We start from the raw sequence: 25145 nt of genomic DNA on the forward strand, positions 1-25145 counted from the left end.
CTTACTAAGACATTAAATTGCCAACTTTAGGAGCAGATGTTTGATTGACAGTGGTACTGGCTCCCTGAGCATCACTAGCATTGATCTTAAATACCACGGGGACGGAGCTTCGTTCGTTAATGCTTTGTGCAAGCGTTGCGGTGATAGTGGGCGTACCGCTTTTATCATCACTACTTGAAGAGCCACATCCACTCAGGTACACAATAACAGTGCAAAGCATTGAGAAATTTAAAATATTTTTTTATCACAAAAGAAATATGCTTAGTAACTTAATCGGGGACGCTGTGGCTGAGAGTACTTTTTGATGTCTATACAGCGTTCTAGTCTTTGGAAAAGTAATCTTATTACATGGGGAATGTTCACAGTGTGAGCGAGTGTAAATCGCTCACATTTTCTTTTTAAAGCTCGAATGGCGCAACACCGACAGCCTGCATGGTATAACCTGTTTGTGCAAGATCGCCTTTCCAAGTCTCGACCTTAATTATGCCAGTAACCGTGATGGCATCATAGAGGCTTTCGATTGGTACACCGCCTTCAAATTTCACATGAACGATTTGATTGGGGGGCGGTGGTGGTACGTGAATACACGCGCCAAAGTAAGGTACCAGTAAAAACTCGCTGATCAGTTCACTGTCGCCTTCTAGTGGTACAACAAACCCAGGCAGACTTACAGACTGACCATGTAGGGTTTTTACTACGGGAGCATTAAGGTTTGGCTGCACCCAATTCTGTTCGCTACCTTCATGACTCGCTGCGTTTTGTTCGTTGATTTGCACATGCCCTTGAGGGATTAAGTCTTCCCAAAAGATTTCTTTGGGAGCGGCGGCTTGCGCAAGGGTGCTTATAAACACACATGCCAGTAATGTAAAAAATCGCATATAAAAGCTCTCTATATTTTAATGCTCATGCCGTCGGCTAGGGAATAAAAGTAAGCCCGAACAGCAGGAATAACGCCCATTAAGGTACCAGCGATCATAATACCTGCTAACAAACCAAGTTCATAGCCAGAGAGCCAAGTTACGCTGACTGTCACACCAAATTGGCTTTGCACCAAAGGCGCTATGCCTAATAGTAAAGTGTAAAATAGTGCAACCCCTACCAGACAGCCAAAGAAAGTGAGTAAGATTGCCTCGACACTCAACAGGCCAAAAATGTGTCCAGGCCTTGCACCAACAGAGCGTAAAATCGCCAGTTCTCTGCGGCGTTGGTTGAGGGTGGCCAGTAAGGTGGTTAACATGCCTAATAGGCTGATAAGCACGACGACAATTGAAAACAGTAGCAAGATTTTTTCGACGATGTCTAGCATCTCCCACAGCTCTCGCAACGTGACCCCTGGCATAATGGCCAGAAGAGGCTCGTCTTTGTATTGATTGATATTGCGACGCACTTGCAAAGTGTATAGCGGTGAGTCAAAACCCATCAAAAATGCGGTAATTTGTTTTGGTGAACCAATGAGATCTGCAGGTTGTGAGTCCGGCACTTTATGAGTGTGTTGATGCTCAAGTTCGTGCACATTTTCATGCTCATGCTCATGCTCATGCTCATGCTCATGCTTATGTGCTCTTTTAAGAGGGGGTTTTCGCAATCGTGAAAACGCCCGTGTAGATGCTGAGTTTTTGTGCATATTGTCTATAGCAATCAATGGAATATGCAGAGTCTTATCAACGGGGGTGCCTGTAGGCGCTAAAATGCCAACAACGGTCATTGGGTTATCGTCATGATGATGAAAGCTGGTGTTACCCATTCCATGAGAAATAATGATTTGCGCACCAAGGTGGTAGCCAAGTTTACTAGCTACTTCACTGCCAAGCACCACCTCCTGGCCATTGTGAAAGGTGCGACCAGCCTGAAAATGTAAGTGCTGCTTTTTGCCATAGCGGTAATGTGTGAAATACTGCTCATCGGTGCCAAGCACTGCGTGGCCTTTATGGCTATCTCCAAGGCTTATTGGGATTGTCCAAGCGACACCTTTACGGTTTTTGATATCTTGATAGCTTTGCCAGCTCACGCCGTTATTGCTATGGCCAATACGAAATACACTGGCCAGCAACAATTGGATGTCTCCGGTGCGTGCACCCACAATTAGATCGGTGCCTGATACGGTATTACTGAAGCTGCTCTTTGCTTCTACACGCACGCGCTCAATGCTCAATAACAGCATGATGCTGATAGCGATAGTGCAAAGTGTCAGCGCAACGCTTGCTCGTCGATTCCAACTACTTTTAAAGGCGAGTTTTAATAAAGTCATGAGCGAACCTCATTAATACTTTCCAAACTTATTTGTCGGTCAAACACATCAGCTAAGCTTTTGTCGTGGCTTACAAAAAGAATGGTTGCTTGATACGCTTTTGCTTGTGTAAATAGCATATCAATAAATGCTTGGCGTGCATCGGCATCCAGTGCAGATGTGGGCTCATCGGCAATGATCACTTCTGGTTGACCGATAAACGCACGGGCGGCGGCAACACGTTGTTGCTGACCAATACTTAATTGCGATACAGATAACTGAAGTGTCTCTTGTTCTATGCCTAGGGACTTCAATAAATGAAGGGCTTCGGCTTCGACACTTTGCCTTTGCTTTACGGCTTTATTGGCCCGGGATATTGAGAACTCGCATCCCAGAGTGACATTTTCGAGCGGGCTTAAGTAGGGTAATAAATTAAAGTTTTGAAAAATAGTACCAATGTGATCAGCGCGAAAGCGGTCGCGTTTACTGGCACTAAGTTTTCCAAGTGATTGATTTAATATATCAATATAACCCTGTTGTATTGTATGAATGCCTGCCAACAGTCCTAACAAGGTCGACTTTCCGCTGCCACTCGGGCCATGTAAAAAGACCTTTTCTCCTTGCTTAATATTGAGCTGTTGAATGTTCAGGGTGGGTTTTTTCTGCCCAGGCCACACATAGACCAAATCACGAACTGTTATCATCAATATACCTTCAGTGCCATTATGCGCTTGATGTTATATTAGTTTTTATGTGTGCAAAACCTTAGCACGCTAAAATTGAAACTTTGCGCGACCAATGCGTTGTTGATTGTGATTTTGCTGCTGAACGATTATTATAACGCCTCCTAACCCCCTCATATTTTTGCACCCTTTAGCAAGGTGCATCCGGCCTTGGAGTAATAATGAGTAGCTACAAAGTTTTAGACGTCAATGACGATCTACCAATTCGCACTAAAGGTGCGGTCCACAGTGGTAAAGTACGTTCAGTATACTGGCTCACCGATGAAGATAGTGCCCGATTGATCTCGGAAAAAGGCTACGATGTACCGAACGGTACTGAGCTGGCGATCATGGTGATCTCCGATAGGATCTCTGCGTTTGACTGTATTTGGCAAGGTGAGAATGGCCTAAACGGTGTGCCGGGCAAAGGTATTGCTTTGAACAGTGTGGCAGCGCACTGGTTTAAGTTGTTCAATCAAGCTGGACTTGCTGGTAACCACATTGTGGATATTCCACACCCATATGTTTGGATCGTTCGCAAAGCCAGTACGGTGAGAGTCGAAGCGATTGCCCGTCAGTATATTACCGGCAGCATGTGGCGAGATTACGCCAAAGGTGAACGAGCATTTTGCGGCATTGAATTGCCAGAAGGTTTAGTGGCAAATCAAAAATTGCCCGAGCTTCTAATTACGCCTTCAACCAAGGGCATTATTACCGGTCTTGACGATGTGCCTGCGGTAGATGATGTAAACATTACACGTAAAAACATCACCGATAATTTAGCGGCGTTTAACTTCAAATCAATTGAAGATGTCAGCAAGTATGAGCAGTTATTAACAGAAGGCTTTATGCTTATCAGTGAGCAACTCGCTGCGCTTGATCAAATCTTTGTGGATACTAAGTTTGAATTTGGCTACGTCGAAGATACCGATGGCCAAGATAAGCTAATCTACATCGATGAAGTAGGTACGCCTGACTCGTCTCGAATTTGGGACGGCCCAGCTTATCGTGACGGCAAAATTATTGAAAATTCAAAAGAAGGTTTTCGTCAGCTTTTGATCAATAACGTGCCTGACAGTGACGTTTTGTTGAACAAAGATCGCATGGATGAACGTGAGGCGTTGGCGAAAGACTATAAGCTGCCTGTTGATGTGATGATGTCTGTATCAGACACTTACGTGGGAATTGCGAGTAAAATAGTCGGTGAAAGTTTACAGATCCCAGCCGATCCTCGTGGCGATGTGATTCGTATTTTAGATCAACAATATGGCTTGATCGATAACGCCTAATTCGCTTTTTTAACCAATAAACAGCAATTTGTTGCTGTTTATTGGTTGTTATATAGCAAATGCCTTGCAATTACCCGTGTGGTCATTTTTACTTAAGAGTAATGTTGCTATAAACCAAAAGGCAGGGTATGCCACTTCGTATGCTGCGTAAGCATCCAGTTTCTCTTATTAGCTACTTATTCACGAGCTTCGCAGCTTTCGGCGCTCAGGCGAACACGCTCGTTGTCGTCGACCAGTTTGACCAGCCTATTGAAAATGCCGTCGTTGAGTTGCTTAACTATCAGTCACAAACTTCACCATTAAGTGTTGCCGTGATGGATCAAGTGAATAAACAGTTCTCCCCTAGGCTGCTCACCATCGTTGAAGGGCAACAGGTTTCCTTTCCGAACAGTGATGATATTCGCCATCATGTTTATTCGTTTTCGCCAGCCAAACCGTTCGAATTAAAACTCTATGCGGGTACACCCAAGGCGCCGATTGTCTTCTCAAGCTCTGGGGTGGTGGTACTGGGATGTAACATTCACGACTCTATGGTGGGTTATATTTACGTTGCTCAGAGTCCAGCGACATTCGTGTCAAATGCGCAAGGCGAAGTGTCACTGCCGGACGATGTTGGTGATTACCTGCTTTGGCACCCTGAACAGAGCGACAATATTGAGCTGCGTCGAACGATGAGTTGGCAAGCAGGTGATAAAAAAAGTAAGGTGAGCCTTGAGCTCGTTGAACCTGCACCTCGTAATACCTTTGGTGAAAAATTTAAGGAGTATCATGGGCACTAGTTTAAAACAGCGCATTATCTTTTTATGTGTTGGTTTAGTATTGTTAAGCGCAATAGCTAGCTTAGCAAGCTTTTGGTGGTCAACAAGCCACTTTAATGAACGGCAAGTGCAGCAAGATATTCAAGTTGCTCAAAATGTTTACCAACAATATTTGAAAGCAAAAGAACGTTTATTGGTCACCGCGGCGACTGTGCTTACGGCTGATTTTGGCTTTAAACAGGCTGTAGCAACCCGTGATGCAGATACGATTAGTAGTGTGCTTTATAACCACAGTCAGCGCATCGATGCCGACCTTATGCTACTTTTCGATACTCGTGGCAAACTTATTTCTTCAAACCAAAAGAATGTAGCACTTGCTGAAGACCCTACTTTGTTGATGAAGCAACTTTTACAACAAGGGGGTAATTCGACCTTTTTGGTTATTGGCAATCAATTGTATCAAGTGATTTTGCTGCCCGTAAAAGCACCACGCACCATAGCCTACAGCATGGTGGGCTTTGTGATTGATACTAATGTTGCAAAAGAACTAAAAGCGCTCACCGGCATGGAAATGAGTTTTGTTGCATACTCTAGTGGGCTCAAGAGTACATCGATTGAGAATCTCCCAGAAAATATTTCCTTACTTGAATTTATTGAGAACGAAAAAATACGTCGCTGGTTTTGGCAAGACCCCGTTTATCTCAGTGCGGAAGTTCCGTTAACCGCTTTGCAGAACAACCCGATCAGCGTGGTTCTCAGCGCGGATCTATCTGAGCATTATCGCGAGTTTGATAAGTTAGTATTTACAGTGCTGTCTTTATCGTTTGGCACCATCATAATTGGCTTTATTACCAGTGGTGTACTGGCAAATAACCTGACCACGCCATTGCAGCAGCTAACGGTAATGGCCAAGCAATTTGCGCAAGGAAATTATCAGGCCAAAATAGCGGAATCTCGGCCAAGCAAAGAAGTGTACGAGCTAGTTGATGCATTTCAAAACATGGGCGAAGACATTCAAACCCGCGAAGAAAAAATTAGTTTTCAAGCGCGTCACGATACTTTGACTGGGTTTTACAACCGCATGGCTGCGCTGGAAATGTTGGCTGAACAACTCAATGAAAAGAACCAACTTCACTTGATTGCTATCGACATAAAAGGTCTACGGCACATCAATGATAAGCTAGGCCCGAGAATAGGTGATGGGTGTTTGCAAGCTGTTGCACAACGCATTTCCGCCTTTACGAAACAGATTGCCGGCTTTAATACTCGCTTAGGTGGAGATGAGTTTTTGCTCGTATTGGAGGCGCCTTCTGACACCTCAATTAGTCAATCGGTTTGCCAACTACAAAATGCACTCAGCGAGTGTTACGAAATCCAAAACTTAGATATTCATTTACGCTTTAGCATTGGCGCGATCAGTTATCCAGAGCAAGCGGAAGTACCAGAAGATTTAGTGCGAAGAGCGCTGATAGCAGTGGATATGGCTGCGCAAGGTGGACAGGATGTGTACTTCTATCAAGATGGAGAGGATGAGGCGCATTTAGAGCGATTGCAAATTATTGATGAGCTTAAGCAGGCACTGCAAAGCGATGATGGCCAGTTGTTTATGGCATATCAGCCGAAACTTAATATCAACAATGGACAGATAGACAAAGTGGAAGCGTTGATCCGCTGGAAAAGGGCGAATGGTCAGTGGGTGTCACCGGAGTTATTTATTGACTTGGCTGAACAGTCTGGCTTGATAGTGGAACTAACTCAGTGGGTTGTGAGCAGTGTCGTAAGACAAGTGGGTATATGGCTGCACGAAGGTTTAACCATGAAAGCTGCTATCAATGTGTCGGCACAAGACATCATCGATGAAGACTTTATACCACACTTAGAGAATATGTTGGTTATTCATCAGGTACCAGCCAATCTTATCACCATAGAACTGACCGAACGTGACATGATAGAAAATGAAGCACGAGGGATTGCTGCGTTGAATGCGCTGAAGGCGATCGGCGTGATGATCTCATTGGATGATTATGGGGTGGGGCAAACATCGTTAGGGCGCTTAAAGAGCTTACCGATTGATGAGTTGAAACTCGACAAAGTGTTTATTTTAAAGCTCAACGAATCATATCAAGATCAATGTATTGTGCAGTCAACTATCACACTTGGCCATCAACTTGGCTTTTCGGTGGTTTCTGAGGGGGTTGAGAACCAAGAGTCTCTCCATTTATTGAAACAGATGCGCTGCGATTATGCACAGGGATACCTGCTGAGTAAGCCTTTACCAGCAACAGAATTTATTAACTGGTTAGGTACTTACCATGAAGTGGGTTAGTGCATGCTTTTTATGCATATTTAGTTGGCAAGTGTTCGCTGCTGGCAAATTGATAGCCACACCTGGGGTGTCGCAAATTGAAGGCAGTGCAGGTGGAGGCATCGTGCCTTGGGCACAATTAGCTGGATATGCCAGCGAAGATGAATGGTCACTCAGCGGTTTTTGTTCTCGTGGTGATGTTAAAAACTATCGCCTTGATGTGTGTGGGGTACAAGCCAATTTTTTTGACCGTGTGGAATTGAGTTATGCCGAACAAGACTTTGACGTACCTGCACTTAATACTTCCATTGAGCAATCTATCAGTGCCATCAAGGTGAGATTATATGGCGATATTGTTTATAGTCACTGGCCACAGTTGAGTGTTGGCCTGCAACATAAATCACTCAAGGATGCGAGTATCGCCACCTTGCTTGGTGCACACAAAAGTCAAGGTAACGATGTTTACATCGCAATGAGTAAATTGCATTTGGGTGCCCTGGTAGGTTACAACTGGTTTTGGAATGTCACGTCACGTTACAGTGATGCCAATCAAACCGGACTCTTAGGGTTTGGGGGAGAACAAGGCAAAAAACAGTGGTTAGTTGAAGCCAGTAGTGCGGTCTTTTTATCTAGGCATTGGGCTATCGGCGTTGAGTTTAGAGAAAAACCAGATCATTTGGGATTAGGTGAAAACCACTGGCGTGATGTATTTATCGCTTGGTTTCCTAACAAACATTTTAATATTACCGCAGCCAAGCTCGATTTGGGTTCGATAGCTGGCGTTGATCAACAAACAGGTTGGTATTTATCTGCGACGGGGTACTTTTAGATGAAACTGTTTATGGAAGTTAAAAACAGTTGTTTGGCATTGCTGGTGCTTACGCTATTAGGGGCTTGCCAAAGCACGCAGAATACCCTTTACCAACAAGTGGGTGCACAAGCTGGGCTCAATAAGTTAGTCGATGCCTTTATCCACCAAATTGGTCAAGATGAGGTGATATTTCATTATTTTAAAAATAGTCATGTCGGCCACTTTAGAGAGGGGTTTATTGCGCATCTATGTAATGTGCTAGATGGGCCGTGCCAATATGACGGTGATAACATGGTGCAAATTCACACGGGGATGCATATCCCTGAACATGATTTTAATCACACAGTAGACTTGCTGATCAACGCAATGAACGAAGTGGGCATTGCCCACACAGTGCAAAATCAGATTTTGGCGCGTTTAGCACCCATGCGCAGTGACATAATTAAGCGCTAACTATTTTTTTGAGCATGGCACTCGCGGCTTGCGTGACTTGCTCTGGTTTGATGGCTGCTATGATTTTTTCGTCGTCTAAACTGCAACTGTTGCTAGTTAAGGCAATAAAGTGAGGGTTTTTTGGCGCAACCACGGACCAAGGCGAAGTTCCAAAACCGACCACAGCTACGCAAGGGGTATCAACAGCCACAGCCATATGCATGGGCCCTGAATCAATACTGATCATCAAATCACACGCTGCAATACAGTCAACCAGTTCAGTAAGTGAGGTTTTGCCACTGAGGTTTTCAACTGCGATATTTTCAGATGACAACGCGTCGGCTAATAACTGATTGTCACTTTGTTCCGAAGGATCGCCGAGCAAGTAGTAGTGTACCTTATGCGCTTGTGATAAAGCTGACAGTGTTTGCAGTGCCAGCGCTTTTGGGTAATGTCGAGGGCCTTTATTTTTACCGCCAAAATACACACCAATGGATAAAACGCCTTCTTGTTTGGCTACTAGTTGGGTTTCGCCATAACTCAATTGTGGCAGTATATGTTCGCTGAACGGATGACCGTGGCAGTCATTGATTAAGCGGCAATAGCGCTGAATGTAGTGATGATTGACGTTAAGTTTTAAACCATGGCTCAAAAGCGGTGCGCGACCATTTTGGCGATAGCCTAGGACTCGTTTAATCCCCGTTAATTTGCACAGAACAGCTTCGCTTAATGAGCCGCGAAATAGTACCGCCATCGAAAAATTATACTGTTTGAGAGACTTGGCCATTGACCAGATTGAATATTTATTGCTTTTGTCATAGCGCTTGTCGCTGATCACCTTGATTTGATATTGCTCGTCGCGCGCAAAAATGTCACACATGTACGGTCTAGCTAGTACATGGATCTCATTGTTGGGATAAAGCTGGTGCAGCATGGCAATGGCGGGGAGCGTATTAATGGCATCGCCAATAAACTTAGGTAATACCACTAAAATGGCACCCGTTACTTGGTTGGGATCGAGTTGTTTCAAAATAATATCGCCATTGTATTGCGCTTATGAATAGTGATTAGTATAACTTGAGCGTATTGCTAATTTCACCCCTTGCTGGCGAATAAAGGATTTAAAATGAAAAACTTGAAAAGCTGTGACTGGCTTGCTGAAAATATAACACAGGTGCAGATCTTGGATGCAGGTATTGCGCCAGTGGGCACATCTAAACCTTACGATCCGCCTGCGATTATCCAAGGTGCAAAGCGCTTTGATATTAGTGGCGCTTTTGCTGATCCTGAGAGCCCGCTTTCAAACACCATGTGCAGTGCAGGGCAGTTTCAAGCCAATGTACGTCAATTGGGCATCGATGATAGTGATACGGTGGTCGTTTATGACGACTTGGGCTTATTTAGTGCTGCGCGTGCTTGGTGGATGTTCAAGAGTATGGGGTTTAATAATGTGTATGTGTTGGATGGTGGCTTAGTACAATGGCAAAAATTGGCACTGCCTACTGCACAACACTATGCGCAAACGACAGAAGTTGGAAATTTCATAGCTAAGCCAAGAGCAGGCTACTTTATTGACAAAAGTAAAGTGTTGGCTGCGATTGAAGATGATAGCGTTTGCCTGCTCGACGCGCGAGGGGCAAAACGTTTTAGTGGTGAAGACCCTGAGCCGCGCGAGAATATGCGCAGTGGTCATATTCCGAACAGTAAAAATTTACCCTACAAGTCAATACTGGATGAAAATGCTTTGGTTAAACCCGTACACGAGTTACAAGCACTATTCGATAGTTTACATGTTGGCAATCAAGCACTGCAATTTAGCTGTGGTTCGGGCATTACGGCTTGTATGTTGGCGCTCGCTGCCGACGAATGCGGATATACCAACCTGAGTGTCTATGATGGTTCGTGGAGCGAGTGGGGGCTACCGAGCGATTTACCGGTTGAAACGGGGTATTAATTTTTTATTAGTGGATTAAACGGGCAATGGCGACAGCCATTGCCGCAGCAATGACCTCGTTTTAGATGTGTCCAACGGCTCATTACCAACATGCCGTTTTCTATGTCGTAATCTAACCCTTCGACCGCGGCTGAATGCTTATATGGGCGAGCCAAATTAAGCTGGGCTTTAATAGGCTGATCGCTTATGCACTCAATATGTGCTCTAATTGCTTGGAGCAAACAACTTCGGCATAAACATCCAGATGCTTTGCTAACTGGTAATATATTGGGCAATGCCATGCACCAACACTGCGCATCGGCGCTACACTCAAGTGTTTGACCACAATTAGAACAAGACATATTTTTCACCATGAATAACAACTCGACAGATCTTAACACAGCTCATTATCAAGATTTAGCAACATTGGCGCGTTTAGAATCTCACTACCAGCAAGTTTACGGGCGATTAAGCGCTTACTCTCAAGCGAATGTGGTCTACACCCTGAGCAATGACGATATCTGTGCAGCGCTGACACAAGTCATGCAAGGCATGGTTGATATTGATGAATTAGACATGTGGGCAAGCTTACTGGAAATGCGTGGTGATATCGATCACAGCCAAGTCGAGGGGGTGTTATACGCGCTTGCAAATCCCGATCAAATGGGGGAACTTACCCTCGAAAAAGTGAGCCAGATGCTCACCCTATTAAAAGAAAAATAAATAAGGAACATGAATTAATGCCACTCAATCCCAAAACGATTCAACACCATTATCAAGATGAACACTTTACTTTGCATGTGATGCAGCCAAAGTTTAGTGAACCGGATTATGCGTTGGTTATGCGTAACCAAGCAAGGCTTCGTCAATTTTTTGTTGGGCAAACCGATTGGCCTAAGCCGGATATGACGCTGGCTGATAATACCTCGGCGATGGAACATCATTTACGTGAGTTTAATGAAAACATTGCGTATGGTTTTTGTGTGTTTGATGCCGATGACAAAGAATGTATTGGCACGGTGTATATTGATGGCAGCGACGTTGATGGCTATGACTGTGAGCTGCACTACTGGCTTGATGAAAGCTTGCTTGCACTAGAGCCTGTGTTAGAACAACGAATGCTTACTTGGCTGAAAACCCACTGGGGGTTTGACAATCCAGCCTTGGTTGCCAGAGCAATACCACTAGAGCAGTGGCAAGCGATGAAAGCGTTGCGTGTTCCACTCTAGCAAACTTACTTGTCACAGATGTTGAACTACCATAGGATAATAGCAATAGCTAAGTCATTGATATAAAATACACAAGGAATAGACGTTGAGCGCCAAACACAGCCATAATGACCAACCTACCGCACAACCCTGTGAGTTTTTGGGCACCGCAAAATTCGTAGACAACATTGCCAAAGATATTATTCAATCTGATAGTCCCAAAACGATTGCGATTACCGGTTATTGGGGGAGTGGTAAAACTTCCTGTTTAGCTGGCGCTTATAAAGCTGTAACCGGTGCTGCGCCTGTTGAGTTTTCCAACAGTAACACTCGTCGCGCCTCAACGGGTGAATGTGTTGGTATTTGGTTTGAAGCTTGGCGCTATCAACATGAAAAAACACCGATTGTGGCCTTATTACATTGTATTCAAGCACACTTTTCGACTGACAAGCAGTTTATCAATGCAGCTGGAAAGCTTGCGAGTATTTCTATTTTGGGTGCGTTAACTGTAATTGATGGCGTAATGAAAAAGGCATCAGGGTTAGGTGGCTTTGACAAGTTACAAGCCATTGGTGAAAAGTATGAGAAAGATCATTTGCTTACTAAGCTCGCACCCGATCAAATTAATGATGCACTGACAAAGGCCGTTCAAGCGTTAATTGGCGACAAAAAGAAAAAGCTGGTTATATTCATCGATGATTTAGACCGATGCGAACCTGAAATGGCGTACAAGCTACTGGAAGGTTTGAAGCTATATTTAAATATTCCTAACTGTACGGTCGTGATGGCGATAGATCAGCAACAAATCGAACGGTTTTTGCAAAAGCAGTTTATTGAGCTTATTTCTGAGCAGCAAGAACAAGCAAAAAAACAATACAGTTATTTAGGGGTGGAATATTTAGAAAAGCTCTGCCAAGAAGCTTATCGTTTGCCTATGCCCTCTCAAGAACAAAAAACACAGTTCTTCTTACAGCACCTTAAAATGTTGAATCGGGGACGAAATAGAAATCTGGTCGCAGAGCTTGAAGTAATTCTTCAAATCTATGACTGTTTGCCTGCTAATCCTAGGCGGCTCAAAATGATCACGAATCGTTTGGCTGATTACTTACGTAAAATTGAAGCAGGCAAGTTGTCGAGAATTAATGAGGATGATCAGTTTTACGCACAATTTAAAGATATTGAAGTGCCTAAGCGAAAAGAATTATTAATGACTTGTGTGCTAATTGTCGCAAGTTTGGCGGTCAGTTATCGACGGATTTATGAAAGTGTTGAGCAGCGAAAAGATGGTGCGATGGATATATTCGCTTTTTGCTCCGATGCGGACGCAAATCTTTATGGTAGTTCGAGCTCGGTGTTTTACGAATTAAATAAAGATCATCTCAGTACAACTACCCAAGCTAGGTATGAACATCCAAGCGATTTGAGCGTATTCAAATTAAAGCCATTATTTGAAAATGAAACAGGGATCGCGGAACACTGCAATACACAACCAGAGGTAGTAAGTGGTATTATGCACCAGCTTATCTGCCACTATAATTATCACTAGGCCGTATTATGTCTTTACAAGGTTCTAAATCAACAATGTCCCGATTTGGTCAATTTCCAGACTATCAAAAACCGAATCAATCCGAGTTTATACGAGTTGGTCGCACACCGTTGTATCGCTATTTAGAGCAAGTGGTAAAACAAGAAAGTTATTTGGGCAACCAAGGTTTAGAGCTTGACGACAGTGATGGTGATAAAAAACGAGTGCATATCGACCAGCTTTATGTGCTACCCAAACTGAGCAAAAAAAGGGTCAGTACCGAAGAGTTTGTTAAGGCTGAGGCAAAGCCCGACGAGCATGAGCCGTTAACATTACTGAATGTGGCAGATGTACTTAAAGACAACCCCAGAGCGATTATTTTAGGCGACCCTGGTGTAGGTAAAACGACTTTAGTCCAGTGGTTACTGTGCTCCTTATGCCATTGGAGCGATAATTACGTTAAAAAACACCTAGGAGCATTGTTTCCGCTTAGGCTGATCACGCGTAATTTACCCACTGAACTATCACCTATATCCGATCAGGCATTTATTGAACTTATTTTAAACTCGCAAGGTGACTCTCTCGCCGCGCTTATTTTAGACAATGAGCAAGCGCAAGAAACGCTATTACAGCTCTTTAAATTGGGCCAAGTGTTACTGCTGGTGGATGGTTTGGATGAAATCAGTCAAGCGCAAAGTCAGTGGCTATCAAAACAAATTATGCAGTTGTTAACGCGCTACCCATCAACACGTTTACTTATGACCAGTCGAGTAATTGGTTTTGATAACAAAAGGCTTTGGTTTGGTGAGCAGTCAAGTAATCACGTGCTCGCCAATATTGATTTTAAAGATAAAGTTAAAAGCTTTTGGAAAAATGCTTTGTCGAATGAATCTTTTGCGGATGTCGAGAACTGGATAGAGTCCAAACAGCCCAAGCTGCCGACTTATTTTTCAGAGCAAGGTGACTTTTTACCTGCACTTGACTTGCCTAGTGTGTTTTATCTTATGCCTTTTTTGGCAGAGCAGCGCGGGCGTTTTGCTAAAAACTGGGTGGAGCAATACTTGCCACCGAATAAAGAGCAGCGCGATGAATTTGTTGAGAACATCACAGAAATTAACCAAGACTTAGCGCAATTGGATGCGCTGTCGCGTATTCCTGTGCTACTAAACTTGATTAGCTTTATTCAATGGCGCAGAGGCAGCTTGCCCCACGGTCGAGCGGAGCTTTATCGCCGCATTGTTGGCACCTATTTAGAATCGATGGATAAGGCGCGCAAACTCAAGTTTAAACCGAATACGGATTTTGACTATCAAGATATTCGTAACTGGTTGGGTAAACTTGCTTATTGCATGCATGCGGGACGGCTTCCTCTACCCAAGCAATCGCTCAAAGCGCTGAATGAGGATGAGTTGGAGCATGCCCGAGAAGCGCTACCTGAAGTCGGCAATGCGGCAATTCATAATATTTCTTATGCTCAGCTTAAGTTATTTTTTGATTTGCAGTTGACCGAGATTTTAAAAGTCGACGAAGTTGATAAATATAGTGCGCAATTGATTGAGTATCTACAGCGTCGCACTGGCTTTTTTATTCCCAAAGGCAATGACGCTGGCGAAGAGGTATTTGGCTTTAGTCATTTATCGTTTCAAGAATATTTTTGTGCTTACTATATCAGCGTGCATTATGCCGAAATTAAGGAAGAGCAAACGATATTTAACAGTCTCGTAGAATCGACCAACCAAGCCAGTTGGGAAGAGATATGGCAATTAGTGTTCGAAGAATTTGCCGCACAAGGTAAAAGCAGAAAGCAAGCAGATAAAATCTATCAAGCACTATTTCCAACACAGAAAGTTTACTCTGAAACTCGAGTTGGACTTGAGGCGAAAATCATTACCAATGTGGCAGTAAAGCTATCGGATAAATTAACCGGCACTGTGGAAAATCATATTACTTATGCTTTTTTCTCAGGAATGTGTAGCTTTTATGAGTTAAATGAAGACGCTCTAGGTATTTCTCTAGTGGTGGCAAAAGACACTAGCCGTATAACTAATCTGATGAAGGAGTCAAAGCAGTTATCTAGTCTTGGCTTTAGAGATTTATCTTGGCTAAGTAAGTTAGAGAAGTTAGAAAAGCTGTCATTATATTGCTCAGAAAAAGAGCAAATTGAGCGTCTTCCAGACTTGAATATTACAGAATTAGATCTTAATGGTACTTTTAATTCGTTGCCCAATTTAAGTCATTTTGAAAAGGTTAAACGCCTTGATTTGAATGCTCCAAACGTAATGGTTGTGAATCATGAACATCTGCCTCCTAATCTTCGCTCGGTGGTCTTAATAAAGCCCAGCGCTGATCTATTCAGCAGCCTTACGGATTTTTCTCATTTACAGTTTTGCATTGTAAGTGAAGTGAATACTGCTCACTTGGAAATAACAAAAAATAAGAAGCTGAAAGTATTTGGGCTCGCAGAATGTGATGTGGATGATTGGAAATTTGTAAATTATTTTACGGAGCTTAAAGTTCTTCTGTTTCATAACTGCACTTTTGATTCAGTGAGTGATTGGAGTCCTCTGCTAGAAATGAAGCATTTAGAAGTGCTGGATTGTCGCTATTCGTCGGTTCAAGAAAAGTTACCCCAAGAGATAATAAGTAAGCTAAGAAATAAAGGTGTAAAAGTTGAGGTAGGCCTCGAAGAAGAGTGAGCTTGAAGAGTAGCACTATGAAAGTGCCACTCTAAAATATTAATTATCTATGATAACCCAAACAGGTCTCAACTTCATTTTTAGAGCCTAAGATCACCGAAACGCGCTGGTGGATCTCTTGTGGGTTGATGTCCAAAATACGCTCTTCACCTGTATGGGCAATCCCACCGGCTTGCTCAACCAACATGGCCATAGGATTCGCTTCGTAAAGTAAACGCAATTTAAATGGTTTATTAGGGTCTTTGGTATCCGCAGGATAAGTGAATAAGCCTCCTCGGCAAAGCACGCGGTGTACATCACCGACCATGGCGGCAATCCAACGCATGTTGAAGTTTTTACCACGTGGGCCAGTTTCACCTGCCAAAAGGTCATTCACGTAGTTTTGCATGGCAGGTTGCCAATGACGTTGGTTAGACGCATTGATGGCAAACTCTTTGGTGTCTTCAGGAATTTTTGCAAACTCTTCGGTCAACATAAAGCTGCCGTGGGTTTTATCCAAGGTGAAAATACGCGTACCTTTACCAATTGTTAAAGCCAATGTGGTGCATGGGCCGTAGAGTACATACCCTGCGGCAACTTGCTGGTGGCCAGGCTGCATAAAAATCGTTTCGTCAGCTGGGTCGGCATCTTTTGGCGCTTTCATAATGGAAAAAATAGTGCCAACCAGTGAGTTAATATCGGTGTTTGACGAACCGTCTAATGGATCAAAGGCCACGATATATTCCGCATCAGGATTGCCCGCTACGGTGTAATCTTCTTCTTCCGACGCAATGGCTTTCACGTAGCCAGACTCAAGCAAAATATCTTTTAATAACTGATTTGATAGAACATCCAGTTTTTTCTGGGTTTCACCCTGAATGTTTTCATCTAGGGTTGAACCAAGTACACCAGACAGGGCACCTTGACCCACACGGAAAGAGATTTCTTTACAAGCCGCTAAAATGGTACGGATAAGAGACAATAGCTCTCGTGAGCAACCGTCTTCAATAAGCACTGGAGGGAGTCTACGCATAGTTTTTGATCCTGATAACGTTGTGGCTATCGTCATAAAATGTGAGAGGTGACAGATAGCTTCACTGAATTTCGTCTTAAAATGGCTGTGTTTTGTATACAATTTTATATACTGGGATTAGAACAGCCATAAAAACCACTAATAACAAGGTAAGAATATGCGAAAAATAGGCACACTATCTTTCATTCTCTGTACTTTGCTGGGCACTATGATAACTCAAGCTGCCGCAGCAATTAAGCCCATTGATGAGTTTACTGATAAGTTAAATCGTTTTCCGGGTTACTACTCTTTTTATGCCGATACCAGCAATGGCAAAATTTATTTAGATGTTGATAAACTCAAGCAACCTTTTCTACTTCAGCATAGCCTACCTTACGGCGTAGGTTCCAATGACATCGGCTTAGACCGAGGTCAGTTGGGGGGCACGTATATGGTTCAGTTTGAGCGTTTTGGTGACAAAGTGATGTTGCGTGCACTCAATAGCTATTATCGAGCAAGCTCTGATAACAAAGCTGAGCAGCAAAGTGTCAATGAAGCATTTGCATCGAGTATTTTGCAAGGCTTTAAAGTGGTGGCAGAGGACAATGACAGTGTGCTTATCGACTACACCCCATATTTGCTGTCGGATGTACATGCAGTGAGTCGCACTTTAGCACAGCGCGGGCAGGGCAGTTTTAGCTTAGATAAATCGCGTAGTGCAGTATTCATGGATCGCAGCAAAGCATTTGTTGAAAATACAGAGTTAGAGGCAGTGTTGACTTTTACCGGCTCAAAGCCGGGTGAGTATGTGCGTCAAGCCAGTGCCGATCCGTATGCTATCACGGTGCATCAACATCACTCGCTCGTGAAGCTGCCGGATGATAACTACCAGCCGCGCGAGTTCCACCCGCAATCAGGGTATTGGAGCATTGAGCATAAAGACTATTCAGCGCCTTTGGGTGAGTCGATGTTAGTGCGTTATATCCCACGTCACCGCTTAGCGAAAAAAGACCCTAGTGCTGAGGTAAGTGAACCGGTTGAGCCGATTGTTTACTACCTAGATCCTGGCGTGCCAGAGCCTGTGAAGACTGCATTACTCGAAGGCGGAAAATGGTGGGATGATGCGTTTGCCGCTGCGGGTTATAAAAATGCATTTCAGATAAAAATACTGCCAGAAACAGCGGACCCTATGGACATTCGTTATAACGTGATCCAATGGGTGCACCGTGCTACACGCGGTTGGTCTTATGGTGCGTCGGTGATTGACCCTCGTACCGGTGAGATCATCAAAGGCCATGTGACGCTAGGTTCGTTGCGCGTTCGCCAAGACATCTTAATTGCTGAAGCGTTAGCTGCACCATTTGTGAAAGGGGATGAAATAGTCACTCGGCTACATGATATGGCCCTAAATCGTATTCGTCAGCTCAGTGCCCATGAAATTGGTCACACGTTAGGTATTGCCCATAATTTCTCAGCGTCGATGAAAGATCGTGCGTCGGTGATGGATTATCCGCATCCTTTAGTAAGCTTTAACGAGCAGGGCCAATTAGATGTTACTCAAGGTTATGCAAAAGGCATGGGCCAGTGGGACACACAAGTTATCAAGTATGGTTACAGTGATTTCAGTCAAGCCGATGAAGCAAAAGCGCTAGCAGATATTTTGGCTGAGAATCGTGAATTGGGCTTAGAGTTTATTTCTGATAGTGATGCGCGTGCACAAGGCGGCGCACATCCAACGGCACACTTATGGGACAACGGTGCCGATCCTGCGGACGAGCTTGCGCGTGTACTGAGCATCCGCCAGCAAGCGTTAAACACTTTTGGTATTAATAACATTAAAACGGGTGTTGCGTTATCACAGCTTGAAGAGAAGCTGGTGCCGCTTTACTTATTCCACCGCTATCAAGTGGAGTCTGCTGTCAAGCTTATTGGTGGTGTCGACTACGACTATGAAGTGCGCGGTGAACAGGCAATAAAAGGTGCGCAAGTGGTGGGTAAAGAGATGCAGCAAAAAGCGCTTAATGCGTTACTTATGACGCTTGATGCACAGCAGCTGCGTATTCCCGATAGCATTTTAGCTTTGATCCCACCCAAAGCGTATGGCGAAAGCAAAACCCGCGAAAGCATTTATGGCAGAACTGGATTGGTACTTGATGCCATGGCATTGCCTGAGGTGGCGGTCAATCATAGCTTGTCGTTGTTACTAAATGCACAGCGTTTAAACCGCTTATCGCAGCAACATGCTCGCAGTAATAAATACTTAGGTTTAAATGAAGTGATGAACAGCCTTTATAGAAAAGTATTTGATGCTAATGCCAACACAGGTATGGAGCAAAAACTAACACAGCGCTTACAGTTTCTAACTGCTGCACGCATAGCTCAGTTAGCCAATTCAGATAAAGTTGAGCCTGAGGTGCAGGCACAATTACGCTATCAACTGATGCGTGTTGCTAAACAGTTTGATCAGCAGTCATTGTTTAGCGATGTGAATGAGCAAACGGCGTTTCGTCATGAACTTGCCCGACAAGTTCAGCAGTTCCTTGACAGCGGAACATGGCCAAATGGCTTTAAAGCGCTGAAAATGCCTCCTGGTTCGCCAATTTAACCAGTTGAAAGCAAGTAGAGTAGGCTCGTTACTCTGCTTGCTGATTTCATGAAGATTATGTTTGAAATTGGAACGATATCTTGATAGTTTTATTACAGTTTCAACAATGGTTATATTAAAGGATGATAATAATGAACCTAAAACTATCAAAAAAGAGCATTAAAAACCTATCTAACAAAGCTCGTACTTTACCAGCAAAAGCAACGCCTGCTGTAGCTGGAGGATTTGGATCAATGAACGTTAATAGCTGCAATTGTGATAAACCGACTACCGACCCTTTAACTTACGGCACAGAATGTGAAATGTAAGCAGTAAGTGTATGGCATGAGGTATTATCTAATACCTCATTTTAAAATATTTATTTAAATTAAAAACAATACGTTGTAATCAACTTTTGCAGTATCTCCTGTGTAGGCTTAATCTTCTCCATCGCTAAAAACTCATCTGGCTGGTGCGCTTGTTCAATGCTGCCCGGACCCATCACAATCGTTTCACAACCTAATTGTTGAATAAAAGGCGCTTCAGTGCAGTAATTTACAGCCACAGCTTTAGTATTAGAAAGTTTTTCTGCCATACGTACTAGTGCGCTATCGGTGCGGCCACTAAAAGCGGGGATGGGATCATGTAAATCAATCACTTCAACACTATTCGGGTATTGCTCGTTAATGGGCGAGACGGCATCAAGCAGCAACATTTGTAACTGTTTTATACTCAAACCCGGTAAAGGCCTTAGATCGATATGCAGCTCACAACAACCGCAAATGCGGTTAGCGTTATCGCCACCATGAATGTGCCCTAAGTTTAAAGTTGGGTAAGGAATAGCAAAATCAGGGAGTGAATATTTATTCTTTAATTCTTCTTTCAGCTGTAATAAGTTTGCAATTACTTTGTGCATCACTTCAATGGCATTGAGTCCTCTATCAGGATCGGAGCTATGCCCTGAGCGACCAAGAATACGTATTGCACTACTCATGTGCCCTTTATGTGTGTACACAGGAGTCATATCGGTTGGTTCGCCAATCACACACTGTGCGGGTTTTAAATCAGCGTGCTTTGCTATTTGCTGGGCACCGGCCATGGTTGTTTCTTCATCGGCCGTCGCTAAAATGATGATGGGAGCTGTTTGCGTACTTGATTGCGCATCTAAGCTTTGAATTGCATTCAGTACAAAAGCAAAAAATCCTTTCATATCAATTGAGCCGAGCCCATACAGCTTATTGTCTTGTTCTTTTAGTTGGAACGGATCATGGTTCCAACGACTGTCATCAAATGGCACAGTATCCGTGTGACCCGCAAGCATCAGCCCACCACTTCCTTCGCCTCGTTTGGCGATCAGATTGAATTTCCCTGGAGCTGAATCTAGTTCACTGATCTCTACTTTAAAGCCTAAATTTTCGCACCAGTTAGCTAATAGTTCTATGACTGGACGGTTGCTCATGTTGAGTGTGGGATCGAGTGCACTGACGGAGGGGTGAGCAATTAATTGCTCATACATAGTTAAAAAATTCGGGTTGGTCATAAAAAATCCAAAAATATTTATTTAAAGTATTTGCATAACAATTTAAAGGTGTTTAGTATGAATATCAATTCACTTTTTTAGCATAAATATTTTAGGTGCTGGCATGCGACGATACTCATTCACCATTTAATTTCATCTAGACCCATAAACGCAATATAAAAAGAGAGCTTTAGTAAAAAATGTTGAATGTAGCCTTAGTAGGTGCCAGCGGATACAGCGGCGCAGAGTTAGCCAGTTTAGTAGCAAAGCATCCCAACTTCTCCCTGTCGGGTTGTTACGTGTCAGAGCAAAGCTTGGATAAAAACAAGTTATTGAGCCAGTTATATCCTGAGCATGGAGTTTTGCTCGACACGCCCTTATTACCTTTAAATGAAAAAGCATATCAAGAAATTGAGCTATACGCGGATTACGTGTGTTTATGTACCGATCATAAAGTGAGTGTAGAGCTGGCACCACGCTTCCTTGAAATGGGTAAAAAAGTGTTTGACTTATCAGGTGGTTATCGTTTATCTAACAGCAGTGATTATGATACTTACTATGGCTTTAACCACCCATATCCCCAGTGGCTTGAACAGGCCGAATATGGATTGGCGGAGTGGAACGCACAAGCAATCGCCAAGGCGCAACTCGTAGCGGTTGCAGGTTGTTATCCAACGGCTGCTTTAAATGCGCTTAAGCCACTCAAGCAAGCTGATTTAATCGCTGATGAAAAAATTATCATCAATGCGGTCTCTGGTGTCACTGGTGCAGGTCGAAAAGCCAGTATTAATACGCACTTTTGTGAAGTATCGCTTTCTCCCTATGGTCTGTTTAACCATCGCCACACTCCCGAAATCAGTCAATATCTTGGTCATGAGGTGTTATTCACCCCACATTTGGGCAATTTTGCGCGCGGCATTTTAGAAACCATTTATGTGCAGCTAAAGCCAGAAGTTACGCTTAACCAAGTTGAACAAGCGTATCAGGCCTTGGCCGATGAGCCGCTGATTAGACTTAAAGGGGCACAATTACCTTCAATTAAGAGTGTTGCAGGTTTGCCTTATGTTGATATCGGTTGGCAACAACAAGGTGCACAACTTATTGTTGTTGCTGCCATTGATAACCTACTCAAGGGCGCGGCAGGTCAGGCCTTGCAATGCATGAACCTCGCGAGTCAGTTAAATCCAGAGTTAGGCTTAAAAGGAGCTTGGTAATGCAAACTTGGGTTATCAAAGTAGGTGGCGCGGTACTGGACAAAGAAGATGCGGCCAGCGCTTTATTCAATCAGCTTGCTCAAGTGAGTAAGCAAGATAACAGCAAGCAGTTTGTTGTGGTGCATGGCGGTGGTGCGCTGGTTGACCGTTGGTTAACTGATGCAGGGTTTGCGACTGCAAAACATCAAGGTTTGCGTATTAGCCCCAAAGAACAAATGCCTTACATCGTTGGCGCTTTGGCGGGATGTGCTAATAAGCAGTTGATGGCACAGGCCATTACCGCAGGTTTACAGCCCGTAGGTTGTTGTTTATACGAAGCGGGCCTTTTTGCACAGCAAAAATTGAAAGCGCTAGGGCAAGTAGGTGAATGCATTGAAGGTGCGCCCAGTTTATTGGCGGCAATGCTTGAGCTTGGTCGAACGCCACTGATTAGTTCTGTGGGTATTGGCAAGAATGGACAATTGTTTAACGTCAACGCCGATGAAGCTGCAGCCGCGATTGCCAGCCACCTTAATGCTGAACTGATTTTTATGACGGATGTGGAGGCGGTGCTTGATGCCAATAAGCAACCTCTGCATCAACTCAATCAAACACAAATTGAGGTGTTAGTCGAAACAGGAGTGATAGTGGGCGGAATGGAGGTCAAAGTTAAGACCAGCCTTCGCGCAGCCCAACACTTACGACGTGGTGTGTATATCTCAAGTTGGCAAAAGCCAGAAAATCTTGGTGCGCTACTCGAAGGCGCACACGTTGGTACACAGATCACTCCATAGGAAAGCACATGATACAACACTTTTTAACCGGTCTAGAGTTAGACCAAGCAAAGATTTTGAAACTATTACAACTTGCGCAAAACATTAAAAATCAGCCGCAAGAGTATGCTCATGCATTGGCGGGTAAGTCGATAGTCACGCTTTATGAAAAACCCAGTTTACGCACTCGTTTATCTTTTGACATTGGTATCAATAAATTAGGCGGGCATGCTGTGTATCTTGATCAGCAAAATGGCGCAATGGGCTCTCGTGAGTCGGTCAAAGATTTTGCTTTAAATATTTCCGCATGGGCGGATGGATTGGTTGCGCGCGTCAATCATCATAGCACTTTAAACACTTTGTCAGAACATGCCTCTATTCCAGTGATTAACAGCTTGTGTGACCTTTATCACCCGTGCCAAGCCTTAGCCGATTTTTTAACACTGCAAGAGGTTCATGGTGATGTGAGTCAGCTCAAACTCGCTTATTTGGGGGAAGGTAATAATGTCACTCATTCTCTCATGCTGTTGGCTGCAACGCTTGGTACTGACTTTGTGGCTGTATGCCCGAAAGGCCACTCGCCGGACGCACAAATCGTAAAACAAGCCGAGCAAATTGCGGCAGCTAACGGCGCATCAGTATTGATTAGTGACCGTGTTGAAGCCGCAGTAGGGGCGAATGCTCTGTATGCGGATACTTGGGTGTCGATGGGCAACAACGCGTGCTTGGAACAAGTTAAGCAAACCTTTTTGCCGTACCAAATTAATCAATCGCTATTACAGCAAACGGGGGCGAGTACGGTTTTGCATTGCCAACCTGCGCACCGTGAATATGAGATCACCTCCGAGGTGATGGATGGCGAGAGTTCAAAAATTATTCAGCAAGCAGAAAATCGTATGCATGCCCAGAATGCGCTGCTGGTATCACTGTTAAATCCAAATTACGTGTAAGGAAGTAAAACAAAATGAGCGAAATTAAAAAAGTAGTATTGGCGTATTCTGGCGGGTTAGACACTTCGGCGATTGTGCCTTGGTTGAAAGAAAACTACGGCTGTGAAGTGGTGGCGTTTGTGGCGGATGTTGGCCAAGGCGAAGAAGAGCTTGTAGGCGTAGAAGAAAAAGCCATTGCTTCGGGGGCATCTGAATGTCACATCGTGGATCTAAAAGAACAGTTAGTTAGCGATTACATTTATCCCACTTTAAAAACTGGCGCGATTTACGAAGGTACCTATTTACTCGGTACTTCAATGGCACGGCCAATTATAGCCAAAGCACAGGTTGAAATTGCACGTAAGGTAGGCGCGGACGCATTGTCTCATGGCTGCACTGGCAAAGGTAATGATCAGGTGCGTTTTGAGTCTTGCTTCGCTGCGTTAGCGCCAGATTTAAAGGTGATTGCACCTTGGCGAGAGTGGGACCTATCGAGTCGCGAGTCACTGCTTGAATACTTAGCTGAGCGTAATATTCCATGCGCTGCATCGGCAACAAAAATTTATAGTCGTGATGCTAATGCTTGGCACATTTCTCATGAAGGGGGTGAACTGGAAAACCCTTGGAATCAACCGAGCGAACAAGTTTGGACTATGACGATATCTCCTGAGCAGGCGCCTGATAAACCAGAGTTTGTGTCGGTTATGGTAGAGCAAGGTCAAGTGGTTGCTGTTAATGGTGAGCGCTATAGCCCTTATCAATGCTTGGTTCAACTCAACAATATAGCTGCAGCGCATGGTGTTGGTCGTGTTGATATCGTGGAAAACCGGTTGGTTGGCATGAAATCGCGTGGTTGTTATGAAACGCCGGGAGGCACGGTGATCATGGCTGCATTGCAAGCGATTGATGAGTTAGTGCTTGATAAATCGAGTCGTAAGTGGAAAGAAACTCTCGCCAATGAATTTGCGCACTTGGTGTATGACGGCCGCTGGTTTACACCTTTAAAAGAGTCAATTTTGGCGGGCGCTGAAGCGTTGGCACAAGTTGCTTCAGGCGAAGTCGTGCTCAAGTTATACAAAGGCCAAGTGAGTGCAGTACAAAAACAGTCTATCAATAGCTTGTACAGCGAAGACTTTGCAACATTCGGTGAAGATGATGTATATGACCAATTACACGCTGAAGGGTTTATTCGTTTGTTTTCACTTTCTAGCCGCATCGCGGCGTTAAATAAAAAGTCGTAATACAGAACG

Annotated in this window: 23 protein-coding genes; 16 read left to right on the top strand and 7 right to left on the bottom strand. The window is 43.9% G+C overall.

The features are described from left to right. Positions 1-398: 398 nt before the first annotated feature. The 3 genes from ACW689_RS16335 to ACW689_RS16345 are packed head-to-tail and all read right to left on the bottom strand — an operon-like array spanning position 399 to position 2931. Positions 399-878 carry a DUF3299 domain-containing protein gene (locus ACW689_RS16335; RefSeq protein ID WP_476293012.1) on the bottom strand — a complete coding sequence of 160 codons (480 nt, stop codon included), beginning with the start codon at positions 876-878 and terminating at the stop codon, positions 399-401. Between the two features lie 11 nt (positions 879-889). Next, on the bottom strand, positions 890-2248 hold the full coding sequence (locus tag ACW689_RS16340) for an ABC transporter permease (protein WP_476293013.1): 1359 nt from the start codon (positions 2246-2248) through the stop codon (positions 890-892). After that, entirely contained in the window at positions 2245-2931 is a 687-nt protein-coding gene (locus tag ACW689_RS16345; protein ID WP_476293014.1) for an ABC transporter ATP-binding protein, read from the bottom strand. The genes ACW689_RS16340 and ACW689_RS16345 overlap by 4 nt, the downstream gene beginning before the upstream one ends. Before the next feature lie 200 nt (positions 2932-3131). Here ACW689_RS16345 and ACW689_RS16350 point away from each other — a divergent pair, with 200 nt between their 5' ends. The 5 genes from ACW689_RS16350 to ACW689_RS16370 all read left to right on the top strand — a co-directional run bounded on the left by ACW689_RS16350 (position 3132) and on the right by ACW689_RS16370 (position 8565). After that, the gene (locus ACW689_RS16350) at positions 3132-4238 is read left to right on the top strand and encodes a phosphoribosylaminoimidazolesuccinocarboxamide synthase (RefSeq protein WP_476293015.1); all 1107 of its coding nucleotides are present in this window, start codon (positions 3132-3134) and stop codon (positions 4236-4238) included. 128 nt (positions 4239-4366) lie between these two features. Continuing rightward, positions 4367-5017 carry a methylamine utilization protein gene (locus ACW689_RS16355; protein WP_476293016.1) on the top strand — a complete coding sequence of 217 codons (651 nt, stop codon included), beginning with the start codon at positions 4367-4369 and terminating at the stop codon, positions 5015-5017. After that, positions 5007-7322 carry a bifunctional diguanylate cyclase/phosphodiesterase gene (locus ACW689_RS16360; RefSeq protein ID WP_476293017.1) on the top strand — a complete coding sequence of 772 codons (2316 nt, stop codon included), beginning with the start codon at positions 5007-5009 and terminating at the stop codon, positions 7320-7322. The genes ACW689_RS16355 and ACW689_RS16360 overlap by 11 nt, the downstream gene beginning before the upstream one ends. Beyond that, positions 7309-8130 carry a DUF3034 family protein gene (locus ACW689_RS16365; protein ID WP_476293018.1) on the top strand — a complete coding sequence of 274 codons (822 nt, stop codon included), beginning with the start codon at positions 7309-7311 and terminating at the stop codon, positions 8128-8130. Before ACW689_RS16360 ends, ACW689_RS16365 begins: the two co-directional genes overlap by 14 nt. After that, positions 8131-8565, top strand: a complete 435-nt coding sequence (locus tag ACW689_RS16370) for a group I truncated hemoglobin (protein ID WP_476293019.1) — start codon at positions 8131-8133, stop codon at positions 8563-8565. Here the strand turns inward: ACW689_RS16370 and ACW689_RS16375 are convergent. Next, positions 8555-9574 carry a glycosyltransferase family 9 protein gene (locus tag ACW689_RS16375; protein WP_476293020.1) on the bottom strand — a complete coding sequence of 340 codons (1020 nt, stop codon included), beginning with the start codon at positions 9572-9574 and terminating at the stop codon, positions 8555-8557. The two genes, ACW689_RS16370 and ACW689_RS16375, sit on opposite strands and share 11 nt — an antisense overlap. Positions 9575-9670: 96 nt before the next feature. On the opposite strand from ACW689_RS16375, the gene ACW689_RS16380 reads away from it, so the two are divergent. Beyond that, the gene (locus ACW689_RS16380; RefSeq protein ID WP_476293021.1) at positions 9671-10498 is read left to right on the top strand and encodes a sulfurtransferase; all 828 of its coding nucleotides are present in this window, start codon (positions 9671-9673) and stop codon (positions 10496-10498) included. Here the strand turns inward: ACW689_RS16380 and ACW689_RS16385 are convergent. Further along, complete coding sequence (locus tag ACW689_RS16385; RefSeq protein WP_476293022.1) at positions 10495-10839, bottom strand: DUF5522 domain-containing protein; 345 nt, start codon at positions 10837-10839, stop codon at positions 10495-10497. The two genes, ACW689_RS16380 and ACW689_RS16385, sit on opposite strands and share 4 nt — an antisense overlap. Before the next feature lie 10 nt (positions 10840-10849). Between ACW689_RS16385 and ACW689_RS16390 the strand changes: the two genes are divergently transcribed. The 4 genes from ACW689_RS16390 to ACW689_RS16405 all read left to right on the top strand — a co-directional run bounded on the left by ACW689_RS16390 (position 10850) and on the right by ACW689_RS16405 (position 15906). Continuing rightward, complete coding sequence (locus ACW689_RS16390) at positions 10850-11200, top strand: hypothetical protein (protein ID WP_476293023.1); 351 nt, start codon at positions 10850-10852, stop codon at positions 11198-11200. 17 nt (positions 11201-11217) lie between these two features. Continuing rightward, positions 11218-11706: a GNAT family N-acetyltransferase gene (locus tag ACW689_RS16395; RefSeq protein ID WP_476293024.1), complete on the top strand. Its 489-nt coding sequence runs from the start codon at positions 11218-11220 to the stop codon at positions 11704-11706. 85 nt (positions 11707-11791) lie between these two features. Further along, positions 11792-13231 carry a KAP family P-loop NTPase fold protein gene (locus tag ACW689_RS16400; protein WP_476293025.1) on the top strand — a complete coding sequence of 480 codons (1440 nt, stop codon included), beginning with the start codon at positions 11792-11794 and terminating at the stop codon, positions 13229-13231. Between the two features lie 8 nt (positions 13232-13239). Beyond that, positions 13240-15906 (top strand): NACHT domain-containing protein, encoded by a 2667-nt coding sequence (locus ACW689_RS16405; protein ID WP_476293026.1) that lies wholly within the window; start codon positions 13240-13242, stop codon positions 15904-15906. A 43-nt stretch (positions 15907-15949) separates the two neighbouring features. On the opposite strand, the gene ACW689_RS16410 is transcribed toward ACW689_RS16405, so the two are convergent. Then, complete coding sequence (locus ACW689_RS16410; protein WP_476293027.1) at positions 15950-16918, bottom strand: class 1 fructose-bisphosphatase; 969 nt, start codon at positions 16916-16918, stop codon at positions 15950-15952. Between the two features lie 157 nt (positions 16919-17075). Here ACW689_RS16410 and ACW689_RS16415 point away from each other — a divergent pair, with 157 nt between their 5' ends. Next, positions 17076-19502: a zinc-dependent metalloprotease gene (locus tag ACW689_RS16415; protein ID WP_476293029.1), complete on the top strand. Its 2427-nt coding sequence runs from the start codon at positions 17076-17078 to the stop codon at positions 19500-19502. Positions 19503-19633: 131 nt separating this feature from the next. Then, on the top strand, positions 19634-19810 hold the full coding sequence (locus ACW689_RS16420; RefSeq protein ID WP_476293031.1) for a hypothetical protein: 177 nt from the start codon (positions 19634-19636) through the stop codon (positions 19808-19810). Positions 19811-19869: 59 nt separating this feature from the next. On the opposite strand, the gene argE is transcribed toward ACW689_RS16420, so the two are convergent. Beyond that, positions 19870-21021, bottom strand: coding sequence for an acetylornithine deacetylase (gene argE, locus ACW689_RS16425; protein WP_476293033.1), 1152 nt, complete (start codon positions 21019-21021; stop codon positions 19870-19872). Positions 21022-21203: 182 nt separating this feature from the next. On the opposite strand from argE, the gene argC reads away from it, so the two are divergent. The 4 genes from argC to ACW689_RS16445 are packed head-to-tail and all read left to right on the top strand — an operon-like array spanning position 21204 to position 25136. Further along, the gene (gene argC, locus ACW689_RS16430) at positions 21204-22214 is read left to right on the top strand and encodes an N-acetyl-gamma-glutamyl-phosphate reductase (protein WP_476293118.1); all 1011 of its coding nucleotides are present in this window, start codon (positions 21204-21206) and stop codon (positions 22212-22214) included. Further along, on the top strand, positions 22208-22987 hold the full coding sequence (gene argB / locus ACW689_RS16435) for an acetylglutamate kinase (RefSeq protein WP_476293034.1): 780 nt from the start codon (positions 22208-22210) through the stop codon (positions 22985-22987). The genes argC and argB overlap by 7 nt, the downstream gene beginning before the upstream one ends. Positions 22988-22995: 8 nt before the next feature. After that, positions 22996-23916, top strand: a complete 921-nt coding sequence (locus tag ACW689_RS16440; protein WP_476293037.1) for an ornithine carbamoyltransferase — start codon at positions 22996-22998, stop codon at positions 23914-23916. Positions 23917-23930: 14 nt separating this feature from the next. Next, complete coding sequence (locus ACW689_RS16445; RefSeq protein ID WP_476293038.1) at positions 23931-25136, top strand: argininosuccinate synthase; 1206 nt, start codon at positions 23931-23933, stop codon at positions 25134-25136. The last annotated feature ends 9 nt before the right edge of the window (positions 25137-25145 follow it).

Source organism: Pseudoalteromonas sp. ABE4_541 (genome assembly GCF_056312285.1).

Excerpts from the sequence above, each read along its gene's own strand:
- ACW689_RS16385 (WP_476293022.1), bottom strand. The coding sequence starts at position 10,839 with ATGTCTTGTTCTAATTGTGGTCAAACACTTGAGTGTAGCGCCGATGCG.
- ACW689_RS16445 (WP_476293038.1), top strand. The coding sequence starts at position 23,931 with ATGAGCGAAATTAAAAAAGTAGTATTGGCGTATTCTGGCGGGTTAGAC.
- ACW689_RS16410 (WP_476293027.1), bottom strand. The coding sequence starts at position 16,918 with ATGCGTAGACTCCCTCCAGTGCTTATTGAAGACGGTTGCTCACGAGAG.
- ACW689_RS16340 (WP_476293013.1), bottom strand. The coding sequence starts at position 2,248 with ATGACTTTATTAAAACTCGCCTTTAAAAGTAGTTGGAATCGACGAGCA.
- ACW689_RS16360 (WP_476293017.1), top strand. The coding sequence starts at position 5,007 with ATGGGCACTAGTTTAAAACAGCGCATTATCTTTTTATGTGTTGGTTTA.
- ACW689_RS16405 (WP_476293026.1), top strand. The coding sequence starts at position 13,240 with ATGTCTTTACAAGGTTCTAAATCAACAATGTCCCGATTTGGTCAATTT.
- ACW689_RS16335 (WP_476293012.1), bottom strand. The coding sequence starts at position 878 with ATGCGATTTTTTACATTACTGGCATGTGTGTTTATAAGCACCCTTGCG.
- ACW689_RS16395 (WP_476293024.1), top strand. The coding sequence starts at position 11,218 with ATGCCACTCAATCCCAAAACGATTCAACACCATTATCAAGATGAACAC.
- ACW689_RS16345 (WP_476293014.1), bottom strand. The coding sequence starts at position 2,931 with ATGATAACAGTTCGTGATTTGGTCTATGTGTGGCCTGGGCAGAAAAAA.
- ACW689_RS16415 (WP_476293029.1), top strand. The coding sequence starts at position 17,076 with ATGCGAAAAATAGGCACACTATCTTTCATTCTCTGTACTTTGCTGGGC.
- ACW689_RS16355 (WP_476293016.1), top strand. The coding sequence starts at position 4,367 with ATGCCACTTCGTATGCTGCGTAAGCATCCAGTTTCTCTTATTAGCTAC.
- ACW689_RS16365 (WP_476293018.1), top strand. The coding sequence starts at position 7,309 with ATGAAGTGGGTTAGTGCATGCTTTTTATGCATATTTAGTTGGCAAGTG.
- ACW689_RS16370 (WP_476293019.1), top strand. The coding sequence starts at position 8,131 with ATGAAACTGTTTATGGAAGTTAAAAACAGTTGTTTGGCATTGCTGGTG.
- ACW689_RS16390 (WP_476293023.1), top strand. The coding sequence starts at position 10,850 with ATGAATAACAACTCGACAGATCTTAACACAGCTCATTATCAAGATTTA.
- ACW689_RS16350 (WP_476293015.1), top strand. The coding sequence starts at position 3,132 with ATGAGTAGCTACAAAGTTTTAGACGTCAATGACGATCTACCAATTCGC.
- ACW689_RS16380 (WP_476293021.1), top strand. The coding sequence starts at position 9,671 with ATGAAAAACTTGAAAAGCTGTGACTGGCTTGCTGAAAATATAACACAG.
- ACW689_RS16420 (WP_476293031.1), top strand. The coding sequence starts at position 19,634 with ATGAACCTAAAACTATCAAAAAAGAGCATTAAAAACCTATCTAACAAA.
- ACW689_RS16440 (WP_476293037.1), top strand. The coding sequence starts at position 22,996 with ATGATACAACACTTTTTAACCGGTCTAGAGTTAGACCAAGCAAAGATT.
- argE (WP_476293033.1), bottom strand. The coding sequence starts at position 21,021 with ATGACCAACCCGAATTTTTTAACTATGTATGAGCAATTAATTGCTCAC.